General features: G+C 33.5%; 17 protein-coding genes. 12 read left to right on the plus strand and 5 right to left on the minus strand.

Annotated features, from left to right (window positions below; genetic code table 11):
* The first annotated feature begins 118 nt into the window (after positions 1-118).
* Entirely contained in the window at positions 119-940 is an 822-nt protein-coding gene (locus AOY20_RS10200) for a PhzF family phenazine biosynthesis protein (RefSeq protein WP_054581758.1), read from the plus strand.
* A 284-nt stretch (positions 941-1224) separates the two neighbouring features.
* Positions 1225-3987, plus strand: coding sequence for a M16 family metallopeptidase (locus AOY20_RS10205; protein WP_054581759.1), 2763 nt, complete (start codon positions 1225-1227; stop codon positions 3985-3987).
* A gap of 90 nt (positions 3988-4077) precedes the next feature.
* On the opposite strand, the gene AOY20_RS10210 is transcribed toward AOY20_RS10205, so the two are convergent.
* Positions 4078-4473 (minus strand): DUF3144 domain-containing protein, encoded by a 396-nt coding sequence (locus tag AOY20_RS10210; RefSeq protein WP_054581760.1) that lies wholly within the window; start codon positions 4471-4473, stop codon positions 4078-4080.
* A gap of 107 nt (positions 4474-4580) precedes the next feature.
* Between AOY20_RS10210 and AOY20_RS10215 the strand changes: the two genes are divergently transcribed.
* On the plus strand, positions 4581-5213 hold the full coding sequence (locus tag AOY20_RS10215; protein WP_054581761.1) for a hypothetical protein: 633 nt from the start codon (positions 4581-4583) through the stop codon (positions 5211-5213).
* Between the two features lie 64 nt (positions 5214-5277).
* Here AOY20_RS10215 and AOY20_RS10220 read toward each other — a convergent pair whose 3' ends face one another.
* Positions 5278-6738, minus strand: a complete 1461-nt coding sequence (locus AOY20_RS10220) for a CYTH domain-containing protein (protein ID WP_054581762.1) — start codon at positions 6736-6738, stop codon at positions 5278-5280.
* A gap of 652 nt (positions 6739-7390) precedes the next feature.
* On the opposite strand from AOY20_RS10220, the gene thiE reads away from it, so the two are divergent.
* The 4 genes from thiE (at position 7391) to AOY20_RS10240 (ending at position 10615) form a co-directional block, all read left to right on the plus strand.
* Entirely contained in the window at positions 7391-8014 is a 624-nt protein-coding gene (gene thiE / locus AOY20_RS10225) for a thiamine phosphate synthase (RefSeq protein ID WP_054581763.1), read from the plus strand.
* Positions 8015-8047: 33 nt separating this feature from the next.
* Positions 8048-9355, plus strand: coding sequence for a glutamate-1-semialdehyde 2,1-aminomutase (gene hemL / locus AOY20_RS10230; protein ID WP_054581764.1), 1308 nt, complete (start codon positions 8048-8050; stop codon positions 9353-9355).
* 71 nt (positions 9356-9426) lie between these two features.
* Positions 9427-9849: a GlcG/HbpS family heme-binding protein gene (locus AOY20_RS10235; RefSeq protein ID WP_054581765.1), complete on the plus strand. Its 423-nt coding sequence runs from the start codon at positions 9427-9429 to the stop codon at positions 9847-9849.
* Between the two features lie 58 nt (positions 9850-9907).
* On the plus strand, positions 9908-10615 hold the full coding sequence (locus AOY20_RS10240; protein WP_054581766.1) for a phosphopantetheine-binding protein: 708 nt from the start codon (positions 9908-9910) through the stop codon (positions 10613-10615).
* On the opposite strand, the gene AOY20_RS10245 is transcribed toward AOY20_RS10240, so the two are convergent.
* Positions 10612-11313: a YidX family protein gene (locus AOY20_RS10245; protein WP_054581767.1), complete on the minus strand. Its 702-nt coding sequence runs from the start codon at positions 11311-11313 to the stop codon at positions 10612-10614. The two genes, AOY20_RS10240 and AOY20_RS10245, sit on opposite strands and share 4 nt — an antisense overlap.
* A gap of 234 nt (positions 11314-11547) precedes the next feature.
* Here AOY20_RS10245 and AOY20_RS10250 point away from each other — a divergent pair, with 234 nt between their 5' ends.
* The 3 genes from AOY20_RS10250 to AOY20_RS10260 all read left to right on the plus strand — a co-directional run bounded on the left by AOY20_RS10250 (position 11548) and on the right by AOY20_RS10260 (position 15920).
* Entirely contained in the window at positions 11548-12192 is a 645-nt protein-coding gene (locus AOY20_RS10250; RefSeq protein WP_054581768.1) for an RluA family pseudouridine synthase, read from the plus strand.
* Positions 12193-12332: 140 nt separating this feature from the next.
* The gene (gene rapA / locus AOY20_RS10255; protein WP_054581769.1) at positions 12333-15170 is read left to right on the plus strand and encodes an RNA polymerase-associated protein RapA; all 2838 of its coding nucleotides are present in this window, start codon (positions 12333-12335) and stop codon (positions 15168-15170) included.
* A 126-nt stretch (positions 15171-15296) separates the two neighbouring features.
* A complete protein-coding gene (locus AOY20_RS10260; RefSeq protein WP_054581770.1) occupies positions 15297-15920 on the plus strand; it encodes a hypothetical protein in 624 nt (207 codons plus the stop codon).
* A 97-nt stretch (positions 15921-16017) separates the two neighbouring features.
* Here AOY20_RS10260 and AOY20_RS10265 read toward each other — a convergent pair whose 3' ends face one another.
* The gene (locus tag AOY20_RS10265) at positions 16018-16302 is read right to left on the minus strand and encodes a hypothetical protein (protein ID WP_054581771.1); all 285 of its coding nucleotides are present in this window, start codon (positions 16300-16302) and stop codon (positions 16018-16020) included.
* Positions 16303-16345: 43 nt separating this feature from the next.
* The gene (gene fabR, locus AOY20_RS10270) at positions 16346-17026 is read right to left on the minus strand and encodes an HTH-type transcriptional repressor FabR (RefSeq protein ID WP_227510332.1); all 681 of its coding nucleotides are present in this window, start codon (positions 17024-17026) and stop codon (positions 16346-16348) included.
* A 154-nt stretch (positions 17027-17180) separates the two neighbouring features.
* Here fabR and AOY20_RS10275 point away from each other — a divergent pair, with 154 nt between their 5' ends.
* Both AOY20_RS10275 and AOY20_RS10280 read left to right on the plus strand, forming a co-directional pair.
* Positions 17181-18245: a flavin reductase family protein gene (locus tag AOY20_RS10275; protein ID WP_054581773.1), complete on the plus strand. Its 1065-nt coding sequence runs from the start codon at positions 17181-17183 to the stop codon at positions 18243-18245.
* Positions 18246-18258: 13 nt separating this feature from the next.
* Positions 18259-19353, plus strand: a complete 1095-nt coding sequence (locus AOY20_RS10280; RefSeq protein ID WP_054581774.1) for a fatty acid desaturase family protein — start codon at positions 18259-18261, stop codon at positions 19351-19353.
* The last annotated feature ends 26 nt before the right edge of the window (positions 19354-19379 follow it).

Here is a 19379-nt window from a genome sequence, read left to right on the forward strand (position 1 = left end):
TTATTTTTTAGTAAACTTTTTTCTATTGTTCATTTTATATCAATTGAAAGCTTAAGTGATCAGTATTTTTAGATAGAATCGTTATAGTGTGTTGTTGAGAAGTAAAGGAAATATTTTTATGAAGATGTATCAGGTAGATGCGTTTACTAAAGAGTTATTTAAAGGAAATCCTGCGGCTGTTTTAGTGCTTGATGATTGGTTAGATGTTGAAGTAATGCAAAATATTGCGGCTGAAAATAATTTATCAGAAACAGCATTTGTTAAAAAAATAGACGATCAAAACTTTGAAATTCGCTGGTTTACACCTACAACAGAAGTTGATTTTTGCGGTCATGCAACTTTAGCGAGTAGTTTTGTATTATTTAAAGATTATACTCAGGTTAAAAAGATACAGTTTCATGTTAAAAAATTAGGAATATTTATTGTTATTCAAGCGGAAGATGGAAAAATTACAATGAATTTTCCTGTTCGCTCTGCAAAGTTAGTAGAAGAGTGTCCTGCAATTTTAAGACAAGCTTTAAGTAAGCCTTTTAAAAATGTTTATTTAAATGAGCAGGCTTATATTATTGAATATGAAACAGTTCAAGATGTATTAGATGAAGTTCCTAATCTAGAGTTACTTCAAAAACTAGGGAAAATTAGAACAGCAATTACTGCAAATGCAACAAGTTTGGATTTAGCAATTACAGCGACATCTGAAAATTATGACTGCGTTTCGCGTTATTTTGCTCCAGCAAATGGAATTAATGAAGATCCTGTTACTGGATCGATTCATACAGGAATTGTTCCATTATGGGCAGAAAAATTGGCTAAAAATACGATATTGGCTTATCAAGCATCTTCACGAGGAGGTGAGCTGTATTGTCAGATTTTGGATCAAAATCGTATTGAAATATCAGGTTATGGAAAATTATATTTAGAAGGCGAAATTTATATTTAGGCAAGTTTTAAAATCCTTTAATGATTAGAAATTAAAGGATTTTTATATGATTTATAAGTCAATAATTTGTAAATTAATGTAGTTGAAAATATAAATACGACAATTGATTTGGTATTTTAATTCATATTGATGTCTTGTATTTTAGGTAATTAACACGGAACATTTTATTTACCTAAAATAAAATTTTTTTCTAAAAAATAATAAAAGATTAATTAATTATTTATACTTTCTTCATTTTTATGGGGCATGTTGTTATAGATAAAAATTAATCTTTTGGAGTTCTTATGATATTAAGATTTAATCGGTTTACTGTTTCACTATTTATTTTAGGTATGAGTGCAACAGCATTTGCTCAACCTCTTTTGGTTAAATCTGAACATAAGATTGAAGAATATAAGTTAGATAATGGTTTTCGTGTCATTCTTGCACCCAATGACAAAGAAAATAAGGTTTATATGAACACCGTGTATTTTACGGGTTCTTTAAATGATCCACAGGGGAAAAGTGGTTTAGCTCATTTACTTGAACATTTAGCTTTTAAAGGTACGAAGAATATACCGGGTGAAGAATTCCAAAGACGTTTAGATCAATATACGCTTTCAAATAATGCAAGTACGGATTATCACGCAACTAAATATATTAATACGATTCGTCCAGAACCAAATGCTATTAATCAATTGATTCATTTAGAAGCAGAACGTATGGATAAATTGGTTTTGCAAGAAAAATTTGTACCATCAGAAATTGATATTGTAAAACGTGAACGTGAAGTCCGTATGGATCAGCCTTTTGCAGTTTTAATGAATCAAGTTTGGCAATCTGCATATGGTAATCAATACTTTGGTCGCTTGCCAATTGGTGAGTTGGATGAATTGCAATCGATTAATATGCAAGAGTTAAATCATTTTTATAAAACTTGGTATGCCCCAAATAATGCAGTTATGATTATTGCAGGTAAGTTTAATAAAGATGAAGTATTAAAAGAAGTTGAGCAGCAATTTGGTCAAATTCAAGCTAGACCCGTTCCTAAACAAGTCCAAGTTCCAGCTATAGATATGTCTAAAGTACAGGAGCGAGAGTTTAGTGTACAAAAGGGAAGTGATTTAGCAAAATTTAATATTTATTTAAATGCTCCAAATCCAGCAGTAAAAACAACACTTGCAGTAGCACCATCACTTTATACTTTACAGCCAAGTGGTCATTTATATCAAAATATTGTTGAAACAGGCATTGCGACAAATGTATTTGCTTCGACATATTTAGATCAAAATTTTGATATGTTATTCGTTGGTGCTGTATATGGACCAAATGATAATGAAAAAAATGTTTCAAACGCTTTAATTTCCAAAGTGGAGCAATCGAAGAACTTTGATAAAACTGAATTAACACGTGTTCAGAACTTAATTAAAAACTCGCAAGAGAGCATGTTTGTAAATTCATCGGCAGTAGGTTCTATGCTCAGTGATTATGTTGTCAGTGAAAATGGGAATTGGGCGAAATATTTTGAACATCAAAAAGACTTACAAAGCTTAACACCAGACCAAGTAAATCAACGATTAAAGACGTTTGTGCAACCTCAAAATCGTATGAGTGGTCATATTCTTCCAACACCGGAAGATCAGAAACAAGCATTATCTTTAGAGCCTAAAGCTCCAGCTAAAACACTGGATCAAGTGAATGAAGTTGTTGAACCTTTAAAAGATATTAGTACATATCAATCAGAAATTACGAAAAATGTAAAAGTATCTAAAGCATATTTAGAAAATACGGAACAAAAAATTCAACGTGGGCAATTAAAGAATGGAATGCAATATGCGCTATTTCCAACGAGAACACGTGATGACAAAGTTTATGCAACGATTCATATTAATTTTGGTACAGCAGAATCGTTAATGAATAAATCGGAGATTATAGATTTAACATCTTATTTACTATTAAGGGCATCAAATCAATATAGTTTACAAGATATTGCTGATAAAATGATCGAAGCTAATGGTGGTGCATCAGCTTCTGCAAGTGGTAATGGAATGGATATTGAAATTGTTGCGAAACAAGATAAATTTGATGATTTCTTTAAGTTCATTGTAGATGTGATGAAAAATCCTAAATTTGAACAATCTCAATTTGATCTTATTCAATCTCAAGCATTATCAAGTTTAGATCGTCCATATACAGAGCCAGAGGTGGTTGCAGGTTTAACCATGTCTAGACTTGTTGAAACACATCAACCAGGTGATATTCGTTACCACTTTGAACCAGAATTGGCAATTAAGCAATTACAAGCAGTAGACAATACACAAGTTAAACAACTTTATAAGCAGTTTTTTGCAATGAATCATGCACAAGTTTCTATTACAGGTGATTTTGATGCGAAAAAAATGAAAAAGCTGTTAAATAAAGAATTTGGTTCATGGTCAAATAATGAAAAGTATGAGCAATTAGATACGCCATATTATGATTATAAAGCCCAAAAAGTTCATGCTTTAGCAGAGCAACGTGAATTTGGTAGTTATGCGAGTATTCTAGCTTTTCCTTTAGGTTCAGAACATCCAGATGCTCCAGCCATGATAGTCTTGACAAATATTTTGGGTGATTCACAATTATCTTCTAGATTAGCGAAGGAATTACGAGAAAAAAATGCACTCGTTTATGGTTTCAGTAGTTCAATGAAATTGAGTGATTACCAAGAGTCTGGTGCATTGGGCATTAATGCTCAATATACGGCAGGAAAAGCTGATGAGGTTTCTCAAGCAGTTCATAAAGTGCTTAAAGAATTAATTGAAAATGGCGTCACTGAGCAAGAAGTCGCAGCTGCAAAAGCAGATATTATGAAAAAGCGTGTGACAGCATTAGAGGATGAACGCCGTATCCATCGTATGCTGAATTCTCAATTAAAACGCGATAAGACCATGCTTTCACGTAAGCAACGCGATCAAGATTTTGAAAAATTAACAAAAGCTGATATTGATGCTGTCATCAAAAAATATATTAAATTGGATGGTCTTGTTGAGGTAATGGCAGACCAATACGGAAAGCCTCAATCTTAATTTAGATGCTTATTTATTTTAATTAATCAAAAAAATCCCTCAAGTGAGGGATTTTTTATATTCAAGAGAAAGTAAGATTTTACTTATTTCTTAATGACCGTGGTCATGATCATGTTTATTGGCGTGAAACTCTTCATTGTGACGGAAACGAAGATAGTTTTCGAATTGTTCACAATATTCGTCATAGTTATCTTCAAGCATCATTTGGAATTGCTGAAGAATATAAGACATTACTTGGTCTTTCGCATCACGCATTTCATTGCCATCTTTAAAGTTGTTGGCAGCAACCCATGTATTGAAGCGTGCAGTCGCAAATAGCATTGCGGCACTTACTTGACCGCGTTTTTCAGATGGCTTTTCTTGCGTACCTTTTTCTACGCGACAAAACTCATTTGCTTGTTTGATAAATTCATCCGCACGTTCAAAAAAAGCAGCATTCAAAGCTTCTTCTTCGGTAACATCAGTAGCTTCAATCTTTTGAACCATGAACTTTTCCTAACATAAAAATCTAGTCCGTATTATAGGCAAAGCCTTGCCGAAACTAAACCTTTGCTTTAATCTAAAATAGCCTAAGCATAAATTTGGATTCACTCATGCAAGATGCAATTGCTATTCAAAGTCTAAAAAGTGATATTGCACTTCTACGTCAAAATATTTGGCCGCCTGCAAATTTAGCCAATGTAGAAGGGTTGCCAATTTATTATGGTGTGAAATCTGAGGTAGATGAATATTATAAGCAATGGTTGGGATTGATTGAACGTGCACAAGACTTATTTCAGCCTTTTATGGAGGATGAGGTATTAGATGCGATTCATTTGCCGAGTCATTTAAATTTACCATTATTTTATTTTCATGTAGATCGCATACGTATTAATAAAACGCGTGCTAAAGAATCAAAATCTTTTAGAGGTATTGCCAGTTTAATTGAAAAATGTGGTCAATTTGAAGCAGATGAAATTGCAAAAATGAGTCAATGGTTAAATCATGATGATACAGCGGCACTTGTGGCACATCGTGAGTTTATTGATTTAAGAACGTATGTGTTTCAACATGGGCAAAGTGATTACACAAGAACGCGATTTTATGTGAATGGAATTATTTTAAGTGTAGAAGATGATTTTAAACTGATAGATGCACGCGATAAACCACGTAAACAACGAAATGATAGTTATAGTGATCCATTAGCAGATAATCAGACTTGGAAAGTATTTGGTAAATATCGTTAGTTTTAAATGTTTGTATAAAATAAAAAGGCACTATCATGATGAAAGATAGTGCCTAATTTTCATATTATTTTATGAATTTACGACTTACCATAAATTGTTCAGTCGCTTCCAATAATTTCTCTGCATAAACTTCTTGTTTTGCAGTTAACCAACCTAAAACAAACCAGTCACTTGCTTCTAATTCTGTTTGTTGAATATAAACAGCAGAACTAGAAAGAATTTGATATTCCTTTGCAGCAAGTTGGGCATCATTTAAAGCCTTACTATATTTCTGTAAATTTTTTACATCATAAATAGAAGTCAGAATTGGGAAGGAAAATTTTAGTTCTTTAATTAAATTAGATAAATTATCTAAACTTTCAAAGTCATGACTATTCGTTTGGCTTAAACAGTCTTGCAATTGTTTATATTGCTTTTGTAATGTTGCTTGAGCATAGCCTTTTAAATCTACACTTTGTTGTGCTTGAGATGAGTTTAAGCTAAACATTAACAATTCTAAAAAATGATGGACATTTAATGTCGATTTAACTAAGTTATTTAGTTTTTCTTTAGCATATAAAATATCTTTTTCTAAAGCCAATTGAGTATTTGGATTTTGTAAAAAAGCACCTAAAGTATCTTTCATATGTTGAAAGTGTTTTAAATTTTCAAATTGCTGCTTAAATGCCTGCAGTTGATATCCCCATTTATCTGAAATATCTAAACTCCAATCTTGGAATAAATGGGTGGTTAAATATAAATGTTCCAAAGCAAGTTCAGCTTGATCAATATGATTTTGTTCAGCGACACCTGCAGATATTGCAGCAATATTTGGTAGTAAATGCTGTAATTGTTGAGCGATGAGTAGACGAATATTTTTATCAGCAGAGTCTTTTTTAATAAGTTGAAATTCTTTAGCTAATGTCGCAGGGCTAACAGTTAAATTTGATGCCATTAAATTGCCAATTTCAGCTTTGCTACGGACATCTAACCATAATTGATACTTCTTCACCCATTCAAAGCAAAATGCTAATAAGTTTTGAATATTACCTTGCTTGAGTTCAAATTCAACTTCATGAACTTCTGTTTCTTGTGTGGATGTACGAATAAATCCGATATCTAAACTAATTTCAATTTCTGTATCATCAATTATAAAGACCCGTAAGGTTCTTTGAATATCAGTTTCAAATTGCAAATGAAGTTGTGAAAAATCAGCATTTAATGCATTGCTAAGAATTTGTTTTGCTTCAGGTTCAGTGTCATAGATAGATAAATCTAAATGAGGTGCTTGTTCCAGCTCACCTAAATCATAATTGTGCTCAAAACGCTCAATATGACTTTTTCCAGCAGCTTTTAAAGTTTGTATCCAACGAGTGCCTTCAAGGCGTTGACGAAGTGCAATACCATGATTGCCCAATAGGCGATCAGGAGTATCAAAATATTGAGCCTTAAGTTGAATTTTTTCTGATTTTTTCGGATCTAATGCTTTAAGTAAGGCATTGCGTCGCGCTTCAGGAATTTGAAATTTTAATTCAACTTCAACCATGGGTGTTGTCCTAATTTAAATGAATAAGAAAATCAAAATAATCAATGTTTGGCCTTGATAGTGAATTGGTCTTCATTTGATTTTTCTTGGAAAGAAGGTCTAAAACAAAAATATTTTATGACATGCATGATTGTAGCGAAAATCAAGATTGATGTAAGACTTGACGTGATGAGTTTTTTATAAAAATGCTTTTTATTTGGACACAGTTGTGAGTAGATTGTTGATTTTATATTAAGATAGGCTGTAGTGATAATAATGTTTATATATATTTTATGTTTAAATATAATATAGTTACATAAAGATGTTTAAAAAAATAAATATGTTTAAATATGCATTTTAAATGCGAAATCAGTCAGCTTTAGAATATTAACTTTAAGTGATTGCTATAATTTTAAACGAACTATCTGATATTTTTGTTTTGTTGAGTAAAAATTTAAGAATAAAAAGATTTTATAACTAAAATCATGTAGAGTAATAGATCTTCAATTTTAAATTGAACCTCATTTATTCGTTTTCCAAGCCTAGAGTGACCTTTCTCTGGGCTTTTTTTATGGGAAAAATATTTCATTTTTTAGCTTTTCAAACTTTAAAAACAGATTTCTAATGCTGTCCTATGAGATAATTTATTTAAGAAAGAATTTGAGCGGTTGTTATGCGCGGTTTATATTTAATTACCAACGATGATCCAATTGAGCTTTTGTTGGCAAAACTTGAAGGTGCGATGGCAACTTATGAAGTCGCTGTTTTACAGTACCGTCGTAAAAAAGTGGTCGATAAGGAAGCCAGAGCTTACGAAATTGGTTACATGAAGCATTTGTGCGAACAATATAAAGTACCCTTCGTAATTAATGATGATTTAGATGCAGCTGTAGAATATGGTGTGGGTGTACATTTAGGTCAGGATGATGGCTCTATTGTTGAAGCAGTTGAACGTTTACCTAAAAATGTGTTGATTGGTCGTAGCTGTAACAATTCTCTTGAATTAGCTGAGCAGGCAATTGCAGATGGTGCAAATTACGTTGCATTTGGTGCTATTTATGCGACTGATACAAAACCTGAAGCGGGTAATATTGGTCTTGAAACCTTAAAACAAGCGAAAGCAAAATTGAATGTCCCAATTTGTGCAATTGGTGGGTTAACCGTTGAAAATAGTAAAGAAGTGATTGAGGCAGGTGCTGATCTTTGTGCTGTAATTAGTGATGTCTTAGGTCGTTCAATGTCTACGGTTGGTCAACGTGTGTATGATTGGTCAGAATTATTTGCTGAACAAGCTTAATTTTTTATTTATTTTTTGAGTTGAGTGATTTTCATGAGTTTATCTCCAAAGCAAGAGCAATTATTTAAACAAGCGAGCAAACATATCCCAGGTGGTGTGAATTCACCTGTTCGTGCATTTAATGGTGTCGGTGGAACGCCAGTTTTTATTGAAAAAGCACAAGGTGCTTATTTGTACGATGTTGATGGTAAACGCTATGTTGATTATGTAGGTTCTTGGGGACCAATGATTTTGGGTCACGCACATCCTGCCATTATTAAAGCAGTACAAGAAGCGGCTATAGATGGTTTAAGTTTTGGTGCACCAACTGTTCATGAAACAACTTTAGCTGATGTGATTTGTGAAATCATGCCATCAATTGAACTTGTTCGTATGACAAACTCTGGTACAGAAGCGACGATGACAGCAATTCGTTTAGCTCGTGGTTACACAGGTCGTGACAAAATTGTTAAGTTTGAAGGTTGTTATCATGGTCATTCAGATTCACTTTTAGTGAAGGCTGGTTCTGGCTTGTTAACGAGCGGTGAAGGTGAAGCAACTTCAGCAGGTGTGCCAGCAGATTTTGCTAAACATACATTAACATTGCCATATAACGATATTGCGACATTAAAAGAATGTTTTGCTAAATTTGGTAAAGATATTGCTGGGGTAATTGTTGAACCTGTTGCAGGTAACATGAATTTAGTAAAACCAGTTGATGGTTTCTTACAAGCAATTCGTGATGTGTGTGATGAGCACGGTTCGGTATTTATTATTGATGAAGTAATGACAGGTTTCCGTGTTGGTTTAGGTGGTGCACAAGCGCATTATGGCGTAACACCAGATTTAACGACTCTCGGTAAAATCATTGGCGCAGGCTTACCTGTAGGTGCATTTGGTGGTAAACGTGAAGTGATGGAATGCATCGCACCATTAGGTAAAGTTTACCAAGCAGGGACATTATCAGGTAACCCACTTGCAATGCGTGCAGGTATAGAAATGTTTAAACATTTACGCCAAGATGGTTTCTATGAAAAATTAACAGCACAGCTTGAAAAACTACTTCAAGGTTTACAAGCAGCAGCTGATGAAGCAGGTATTCCATTTAAAACACAACAAGTTGGTGGAATGTTTGGTTTGTATTTTACAGACCAAGAAGATATTACAAGTTTTGACTCTATGCTGAAGTGTGATGTTGCAGCATTCCGTCAATTCTTCCATGGTATGTTAGATCGTGGTGTAAATTTAGCACCATCTGCATTTGAAGCAGGCTTTATTTCTGCGGCACATTCAGATGAAGATATTGCATTTACAATTCAAGCAGCTAAAGAAACCTTTGCTGAAATGAAAAAAACTGCATAATTTGTAAAATAAATTAAAAGCCTGTAGTTTATCTACGGGCTTTTTTATGTATTAAATCTAAGGAAAGAGTAATGAAAACCAAACATTATTTGACACTTCAAGATGCAGAATTAATTTTAGATTATGCTTATCAATATGCGTTGGAGCATCAGTTTAATGTCAGCATTGCGATTGTTGATGAAACTGGATGTTTGTTGGCGATGAAGCGCATGGATGGAGCATCTCCAATGACAGCAAATTTATGTTTGGAAAAAGCCAAATGTTCTGCAATTAGCCGAAAACCATCGAAGCTCTTTGAAGATATTATCCGTGGCGGTCAAATGGGTTTTTTAACCTTAGATTCTCTTCATGGCATGCTGGAGGGTGGAGAACCTATTGTATATGAAGGGCAATTGGTTGGTGCGGTTGGTGTCTCAGGTGTAAAATCATTTCAAGATGCTGAAATTGCTCAATATGCAATAAATCAATTTATGATGCTTGTGAATACACCATAGATTGTTACAGATATACTTAATTTGAGAACTTAGATTAACCCATAAATAAAGAGTGATGATGCTTTATCCTTTACCTAAAAAAATTCAGCTTCTTTCTAGTCAAGCAAAATGGTCATTAAATGCAACTGAATGTGTTTTAGCTTTGGTTGGTTTAGATGCATTACACTCATTAGATGAATGGGGCGAGTCGGAATTATATTTAAATGTACGTCAAATTATAAATAAAGCGAAGTCACTTGAAATATCTATTATTCATATTAATCAGAATGATGTGATTCAAGGCATGATGTTATTGGGAGAGCAACTCAGTCAGAAAAAACAATTAATTGTTGCAGGATCGGTTTCTGCTCAAACTAAACAATTATTAGAATATTTAACTTCGGTGACCGAGCAAATTTGCATTGTGAATGATGCTATTTATTTAAATAGCCAAGATGAACATGTGCAATGGATAAACTCTATTTCACAGCAAAAATGGCATCATATGAATAGCTATTCATTAATGCGGTTATGGTCTTTAAGTGCACCTAAAGATTTTATTTTATCTGCGAAAGGTATTTTATTTGCGGTTGCAGAGCATCTTGATCTAGAGCCATTAGAGATAGATCCAACCATTGATTTACGACTTTTGGGGCTAGATTCTGTTGCAATGGTTGAGTTGGTATCTTTGTGGCATGTAAATGGTGCGAAAATTACATATGATTTATTTGATAAAAATTGCTCAATTAAGCAACTGATGCAATGTTTAGCATCAGAAATGAATTAATCAAAAATTTGTTGTACTGCTTGAAATGGTAGTGTTACGACATCAAATGCGACAGCGAATGGAAATAAAACAAGTTTTCCAAAGGTTTTGTTTCCAGTATTTGAATAATCTTTCACTTGAAAAGTCGTATAAATACTCACTTCATAAGGTTTACTTAGCGATTTTAATGAACCAATGTTATTCGCCATAGGATAAACGACTCCAGCAAGTTTTAAATCGAAACAGAAGCGTTGAGCATTAAGTTTTTGGTCACTAGAAGTTGTACATTCTTGAGCATTATTTTTAATAAAAAATAATCGATCTTCTTTTGTGACATCTTCGGCTAATTTGACATATGAAAGTGGTAATGAACCCGTAAATTGTCCATCATTTTTTTCTGAAAAAAAGGTAAGTTCACGTTTAATTTGAATGAATTTTGGATCTAAAGATGAAATAACAGAGAGAAAATGAGCTCCACCTTGAGTTAGAATATAATTATGTTTTTGTCCAACAATAACAATACTATCTGTAGGTAAATTTGCAATCGGTTGAGCAGGTTTGCCAAAAGAAACAACTTGATCATTCACGAGAGTTGTTTTGATGTTTTTAGTCCTAACACCGCTATCTTTTTCGAGTAATGTTGCTGTCGCACAACCTGTCATTAGGGGGACTATACACAATGGGAGCAGATAAATTGATGCTTTAATATTATTAAACATTATGTTTCCTATTTATATTATTAACTTATTAGTCGTAAAAATTGAAAATTAAGAATCATTAATCTAAGTTAAAATATAATTTTAAGCAAATAGGTGTGTAAATATGCAGAAATTGATAATTTTATTTAATTAAATCGGAAAATTCATCAGATATTCTGTATTTAAAGATTGTAATTCTAGGCTAAGGTTTTTATCATTGCCGCCTTGTTTTCGCGATCTGCCTGGAAGTGAACTGTGAGTAATTTTCTAACTGAACATCTCATACATCGTGATGATGATTTTATTGTCATTCATAAACCAGCAGGAATATTAACTGTTCCAGGGAAGACAGAAGACTTACAAGATTGTGTAATTAATCGATTATTAAAAATTGAACCGAAAACTCTACTTATTCATCGATTAGATCGAGATACTTCAGGTATTTTAGTTTTTGCATTATCTAAATTTGGACAAAACCGAATTTCACGTCAATTCCAAGAAAGACAAACAGATAAAACCTATCAGGCAATTGTTGTTGGAACTCTAGAGGGCGAAGGCACTGTTGATGTTCCTGTGGTTTATGATCCAACACGTCCCCCTTTACATATTGCAAATCCAACATTTAATAAGCCAGCTTTAACACACTGGCAAGCGATCGAACATTTTCAAATACAAGGACAAGCTGTTACTCGTGTGAAACTTACACCAATAACAGGGCGTTCTCATCAACTTCGTGTGCATATGCAATATTTAGGTCATCCTATTGTGGGCGATACATTGTATGCTTCTGAAACCGAGCAAACTTTAATGCCACGCTTATGCTTACATGCTGAAAATTTGAGTTTTTATCATCCTAAAACAGAACAATCTGTGCAATTTCATTGTCCAGTACCGTTTTAAGTGAAAAAGTTCAATTAGTTTTAAAAATGCTCACTTTTTGGTGAGCTTTATGTCAAAATATCTTGCTTAAAGATGTGATTTTTTGTTCAAATATGAATAGATGTATTTAGCAAGAAATCGATCATAACTTCGAAATAAAGGTGGAAAAATTGCAGCAGTACGCTATTGGTCAACGTTGGCTATCAGATACAGAAACAGAGCTAGGTTTAGGAGTTCTAATTGATGTAAATGAGCGATCAGTCAGCATTCTATTCCCCAAAAGTGATGAAACGCGTGTATACGCACGTAGCAATGCACCTTTATCCCGTATTGTTTTCAATGTTTCTGATGAACTACAAGACCAAGAAGGTAAAACTTGGACCGTAGAATCGTTTGAAGACCGCAATGGCGTTATTCGTTATAACGTTATTCGTACTTTAGAAGATGGGACTGAAGAACGTAAATCTTTAAATGAAACACGTATTGGTGCAACAATTCAGTTGTCCAAACCATTAGATCGTTTACTTGCAAGCCAAATTGATTATAAAGAATGGTATGACTTGCGTATTGAAGCAATGCAAATGCAAGCCAATATGCAAACTAGCCCATTACGTGGTTTGATTGGCTCACGTGTCGGTCTAATTCCACATCAGCTTTATATTGCACACGAAGTTGGTAAGCGTTTTGCTCCACGTGTTTTACTTGCAGATGAAGTGGGTCTAGGTAAAACAATTGAAGCTGGATTAATTATTCATCAACAATTAAAAACAGGTCGTTCAGAACGTATTTTAATTTTGGTGCCAGATTCATTGCAATATCAATGGATGATTGAAATGCGCCGTCGTTTCAATCTTGAATTTTCTTTATTTGATTTAACACGTACTGCATCAATTAAAGAACATGATCCTGATCTAAATCCATTCTTAACAGAACAACGTATTATTGCATCGGTTGATTTAATGATTGACCATGATGATTTACGTGAACAAGCACTTGAAGCAGGTTTTGATTTACTGGTTGTCGATGAAGCACATCACTTAATGTGGAGTGAAGAAGAAGGCGGTAATGATCGTTATGATTTAGTAGAAGAATTGGCTGAACAAACAGCTGGTGTTTTATTACTTACTGCAACGCCTGAACAATTAGGCGTGGAAAGTCATTTTGCACGGTTACGTTTGCTTGATCCACAGCGTTTTAGTTTGCTGGACCGTTTCTTGGAAGAAGAAGAGCAATACCAACAAACAGCGAAAATTGCTGAAGTATTAATGTCTGATATTCCTTTAGAAGAAGGGCATATTACTGCACTTGAAGGTTTATTAGGGCATCGTATTGAAGATGAGCCAGAACAACGTTTCCGTGCCATTCATGAATTATTAGATCGTCATGGTACAGGGCGTATTTTATTCCGTAATACACGTGAAGCAATTCAAGGTTTTCCAGGACGTGATTGCCAACCAGCACCTTTAATTGCACCAGAAAACTGGCCAAAAGAAGGTAAATTACGTGAACAAATGTGGCCAGAAGAAGCACAACTTGACGGTGCTTGGATGGAAACAGATCCACGTGTAATGTGGTTGATGGAACGTTTACGTACAGATTTAAAACATAAAAAAGTGTTATTGATTGCACGTAGTGGACCTGTTGTTGAAGCATTAGAAAATGTTTTACGTTTGCATGCTGGTATTCGTACGGCAATGTTCCATGAAGGAATGAGCTTGCTTGAGCGTGACCAAGCTGCTGCTTACTTTGCTGAAGACTCTTATGGTGCACAAATTTTATTGTGTTCTGAAATTGGTTCAGAAGGTCGTAACTTCCAATTTGCATCAGACTTAGTATTGTTTGATTTACCTGCAAACCCAGATGTATTGGAACAGCGTATTGGTCGTTTGGATCGTATTGGTCAAGAAAACCGTATTCAAATTCATGTACCATATTTACAAGGAACAGCTCAAGAGCGCATGTTCCGTTGGTATAACGAAGCACTGAATATTTTCACTAATATTTCTCCAACAGCACAAACTTTACAAGAAAACTTTATTGTTGATTTGAAAGATTGTTTACTTGCTGACTTAGGTCAAAAGTTTGAAGAATTACTTGAAGAAGTAAGTGTTCAACGAGAAGCATTAGAAGCTGAATTGCAAGAAGGTCGTGATCGTTTACTTGAATATAATTCTTGTCGTCCAATTGTGGCTCAAGAAATTGTTCAAGCTTTAGAAGATTATGATGACAATACTTTGTTGCCAATGTTTATGAAGCGTTTCATGGCATCGACAAATATTGATTTTGATGAACAAAGTAATGGCACAGTTATTATTAAACCTACAGACCAAATGCAGGTTCAAGGTTTAACTTTAGATGAAGAGGGTATGACAGCAACCTTCTATCGTGACCAAGCGCAAATTCGTGAAGATGCACAATACTTAACTTTGGAACATCCATTTACTGAAAGTATAATGGAAATGATTAATACCCAAGGTTTTGGTAGTACCAATGTTGCTTTACTTAAATCTGCTGCATTACCACAAGGTTCTGTATTGGTTGAAGTATGGTTTAAGGTAGATGTTGTAGCACCAAAAGCATTGAATTTACCAGCAAGTTTGCCACAACAACTTGTTCGTGTAATTTTAAGTGAAAAGGGTCAAGACTTATCAACTAAAATTGCACCAGAAATTTTAAAACCGTATTTACATCATTTAGACAGCAATAGTTGTCGTCAAGTGGTTAAAGCACGTCGTGACATTATTGAGCAACGTTATTCTCAAGCATTAGAAATTGCAAAATCATCATTGCCAGGTTTTAAACAGCAAGCCAAAGAAATTTATGCAGGCAAATGGCAATATGAAATTGATCGCTTAACTTACTTAAAGCAATTTAATCCAAGTATTCGTGAAGATGAAATTACACGCTTACAAAAATTGCAAAAAGAAGGGGTGCATTTACTTGATGACTTATCAGTAACGCCTGAAGCAATTCAAGTTATGGTGGTTGTTAAACCTTAAATAGATGAAAAAATAAAAAAGCACCTTAGGGTGCTTTTTTATTTTTGAGCATATAAAATAGTTACTTTTATAAAATACATAATAATCATGATTTATAAACTAATGTGTGTGGGCTTGTTTTTTTGTATGCTTAGTGCCTGTAGTAAAGCTAGTGACAATAAAGAGATTCAATCTCAAAATAATGAAGTTATCGAAAATCAGTCATTAGAAAATAAGCAATTATCTGAAAATGATTTAAAAATAATTGATAAGTATAATCAGGTATTTACTTTGATGTCGGAAGGAGAATATGATCAATTTAAACAAGAATTAGAAAGGTTGTTACCTGAAATTGTGCAAATAAAAAATAAGAAAGAACGAGAAAAAAATTTGATGACAAGTTATTTGCAGTTAGAAATGTTTGAGGAAGCATATGAATTAAATCAGCAACGTATTATAGAAAATCCATCATTAGAATCATTTCAATGTTTACTCATGAAACAATTGAAACGTTCAAAAAGAGATATAGAGAAATGTAATCAAAATGTGGCGAACCATATATTAATGGAATTAAGCAACTCTTCAGATTTAAATGAGGAGGAAAGAGCGACAATGAAAGGAATATATTATTTATATATGGTTGAAGCAGGTCATGAAAATTATTTAGTAAAATTTAAGGCATATATCAAAATAATTTCTAATGAAAGTGTACAAACTCAACTAGAGAATATGAGTGAAATGATGTCTTTAGATCAGCCGTTTACACCATGATTTTAATTATATGATAAGTGAAATTTAGATTTATTTCTCAATGTATTTATTTGAATACATTGAGTTTTTGTATGAAACACAACATATGAATGATTGTTTAAGAAATAAACTCTTCAAATGCTTGCCAAATTTTATCGGCAACAGATACTGCTCGTTTTTCATTTGGCTTAAGAGACAATGTATCTTCTATATAAAGGAGTAGTTCTACAATCTGTGTTTGAGAAGCATTTTCTTCCGCAAAAATATCTAAAAGATCTTCAATATATGAGTCATATTCATCTTCAAATTCAGGTTTTTTCTGAATATTTTTGGGATCCCAATCTTTGAGTAAAATTTCATGCAGTTGGTGGATAAAAAAATCACTTTTATCTTCAGTATTCATGAGATAGATCCTGCATTATAAAAAGGGAGAGTATTGAATAAGTTTAATGAATTCTTGCTTTATCTAAGTGACGAGCACCTTCTAAAATCATACGAATCATAATCATGGTTTGTTCAGCCATTTCTTTACGTTCATTCATATTCAAATCTATGACATTTGCACCCATATTAAATACGAGTTGCGTAATGGCTTTTGAAACTAAATCTGGGCGAGCTAACTTACTATTGTTTAGTTTTTCTAAACGAATTAAGTCTTCTTTCAATTCTTGTTGGAAGAAATTAAGCTGATTTTCTACCGCTTTTTTATAAGATTTTGAACCAGTGTAGCCTTCACGTAATAATAAACTTAAATTACCTTCATCTGCATTTAACTGTTCAATAAATACTTCAACAGAAGTACGAATAATACTACTTTGTTTCGATGCTTTAATACGTGCTTCGTGCAAAATTTGACGTAATACAAGACCTGAACGATCAATCAGTTCAATAGCAAGTTCATCAATATCTTTAAAATGTCGGTAAAAACTATTTGGAGCAATACCAGCTTCACGTGCAACTTCACGTAGGCTTAGCGATGCGATACTTTTTTCAGGACCAATTAAGTTAAGAGCAGCTTGGAAAAGTTCTTCTTTTGTAATTGTTGCTTTTCGACCAACTGTCCGTGCTGGGGTTATTTCATGAACTTCTGATGTTTCACTGAAATTAGCATCATTGCTTGTTTGCATCGATATAGGGTTCATATGGGATATTGTGTATTAGCTTAACAGTATTATAGCGACAAGAGCTCATTATTGAAATGTTTAGAAACAATACAAGTGTATATACAAATATATATACATGTGTATAATAATTAAAACTTCTACTACGTGGTATTCAATAATGCACGTCATCGAAAAGTCTAAATCTCCTATTTCATCTTTAGTTGATGCGGTTATTGATGAAAACTCAGTAAACTTTTGGCTACAAAAAGTTAATCCTTTATGGTCTGTAAATCAGGCATTAGGAAAAATTATTCATAAAGAAACTGTTGCAAAAGATACAGTAAGCTTAACGATTCAATTTAACCGTAAATTTAATGTAGGAAAGGCAGGTCAGCATCATCCTGTATTTGTTGTAATTGATGGAATTCGTTACGAGAGAACTTATAGTTTGACGCAATTAAGTGATCAAAAAGCATTATTGACGGCTAAAAAAGTAGAACAAGGTAAAGTAAGTTCTTGGTTGGTAGATCAATCTAAGGTAGGCGATATTCTTGAATTTGGTCAGCCTTATGGCGATATGTTAATTCCTGAACAAAAATCGGTTATTTTATTGGCGGCTGGTAGTGGAATTACGCCAATGTATAGCTTAATTTCAGCGATGGTTAAATCTGGTGAAATTCAGCATACGCAAGTTCAACTTTTATATTGGATGAAAACACAAGAAGATTTTGCTTTTAAGAAACAATTTGATGATTGGGTTTCTCAATTTGAAAATTTTACATTTGACGTTTTCTTTACTCAAGAAGAACAGGCAGATTTGAGACTAAATCAAACACATGTGCATGATTTAGAACATCTTGAAAATAGTGCTGTTTATGCATGTGGACCATCTGGTTTTGCAGCTGAAGTAGGGAAGCTGTTTGCAAATGCTCAAGTTTTAAAAACTGAAGCATTCAGTATGAGTCCTTTGCTAAATGATGAAGTAGGTTTTGTCAACATTACATTAGCACAATCAAATAAAGTAATTGCAATTCCTAAGGGACAATCAATTTTAGAAGGTTTAGAGCAACAGAATATTAAACCTACTTATGGTTGCCGTATGGGTATTTGTAATAAATGTGTTTGTAATAAAGCAGAAGGTTCAACTAAGAATTTAGTCAATGGTGCACAAAATAGTGAGCCAGGAAATCTGTTAAAAATTTGTGTAAATTCAGCTCAAACTGATCTGATTATTGATTTATAAGCGAGTCAAAATAATGAATATGCCAGTAAACATTCAATTTTATAAAAATCCTAAAAACCGTGAATTAAGTCAAACAGAATTAGATGAGCTTGCACGTGAATTAGATGAAATTAAGCAAGAAGTTTTAGATGACTTAGGTGAAAAAGACGCGAAATATATTCGTCGTGTTTATTCTACAATTCGTTATTCATCTATTGCTGGTCGTGCACTGTTATTTGCAGGATGGTTTCCACCAGCATGGTTATTAGGCACAGGTCTGCTTGGTTTTGCCAAAATCATGGAAAACATGGAACTGGGTCATAATGTCATGCATGGTCAATATGATTGGATGAATGATCCGAAATTTGATGGGCCATCATATGAGTGGGATATTGTTGGTACAGCAGATAATTGGAGACAGACACATAATTATAAACATCATACTTATACTAATATTCGTGGTATGGATGATGATATTGGTTATGGCCTAGTTCGTTTATTTCCAGAGCAACGTTGGAAACCTTTCTATTTATTCCAACCAATTTATAGCATTCCATTCTGTCTACTTTTCCAATGGGGCGTTGCAATTCAAAATCTTGAGTTGGGGAAAGTGTGGAAAGGACGTAAATCTAAAGAGCAAGCTAAAGAAGAATGGCGTCCAATGCAGAAAAAAATTGGCAAGCAATTGTTTAAGGATTATGTATTCTTTCCATTAATTGCTGGACCAGCTGCTTTGCCTGTACTTACAGGTAATATGGTTGCAAATGGTATTCGTAATATTTGGACATTTAGTATTATTTTCTGTGGTCATTTTACGAAAGATGTAGAAGTTTTTCCAAAATCTGTACTTGAGAATGAAAGCCGTGGTCATTGGTATATGCGCCAAATTCGTGGTTCTTCAAACTTAACAGGTTCTGAAGCGTTTCATATTTTGACAGGGCACTTGAGCCATCAAATTGAACATCATTTATATCCAGATATTCCTGCACGTCGCTATCGCCAAATGGCACCAAAAGTTGAAGCTGTATGTAAGAAATATGGTTTAAATTACAATAATGCGAGTTTGTTTAAGCAATATGGTAGCGTGATTAAACGTATTGCAAAATATGCATTTCCATTTAAAAAATAAGTTTAGATAACAGATGCCACTCAATA

Source organism: Acinetobacter equi (assembly GCF_001307195.1).
Taxonomy (GTDB): Bacteria; Pseudomonadota; Gammaproteobacteria; order Pseudomonadales; family Moraxellaceae; genus Acinetobacter; species Acinetobacter equi.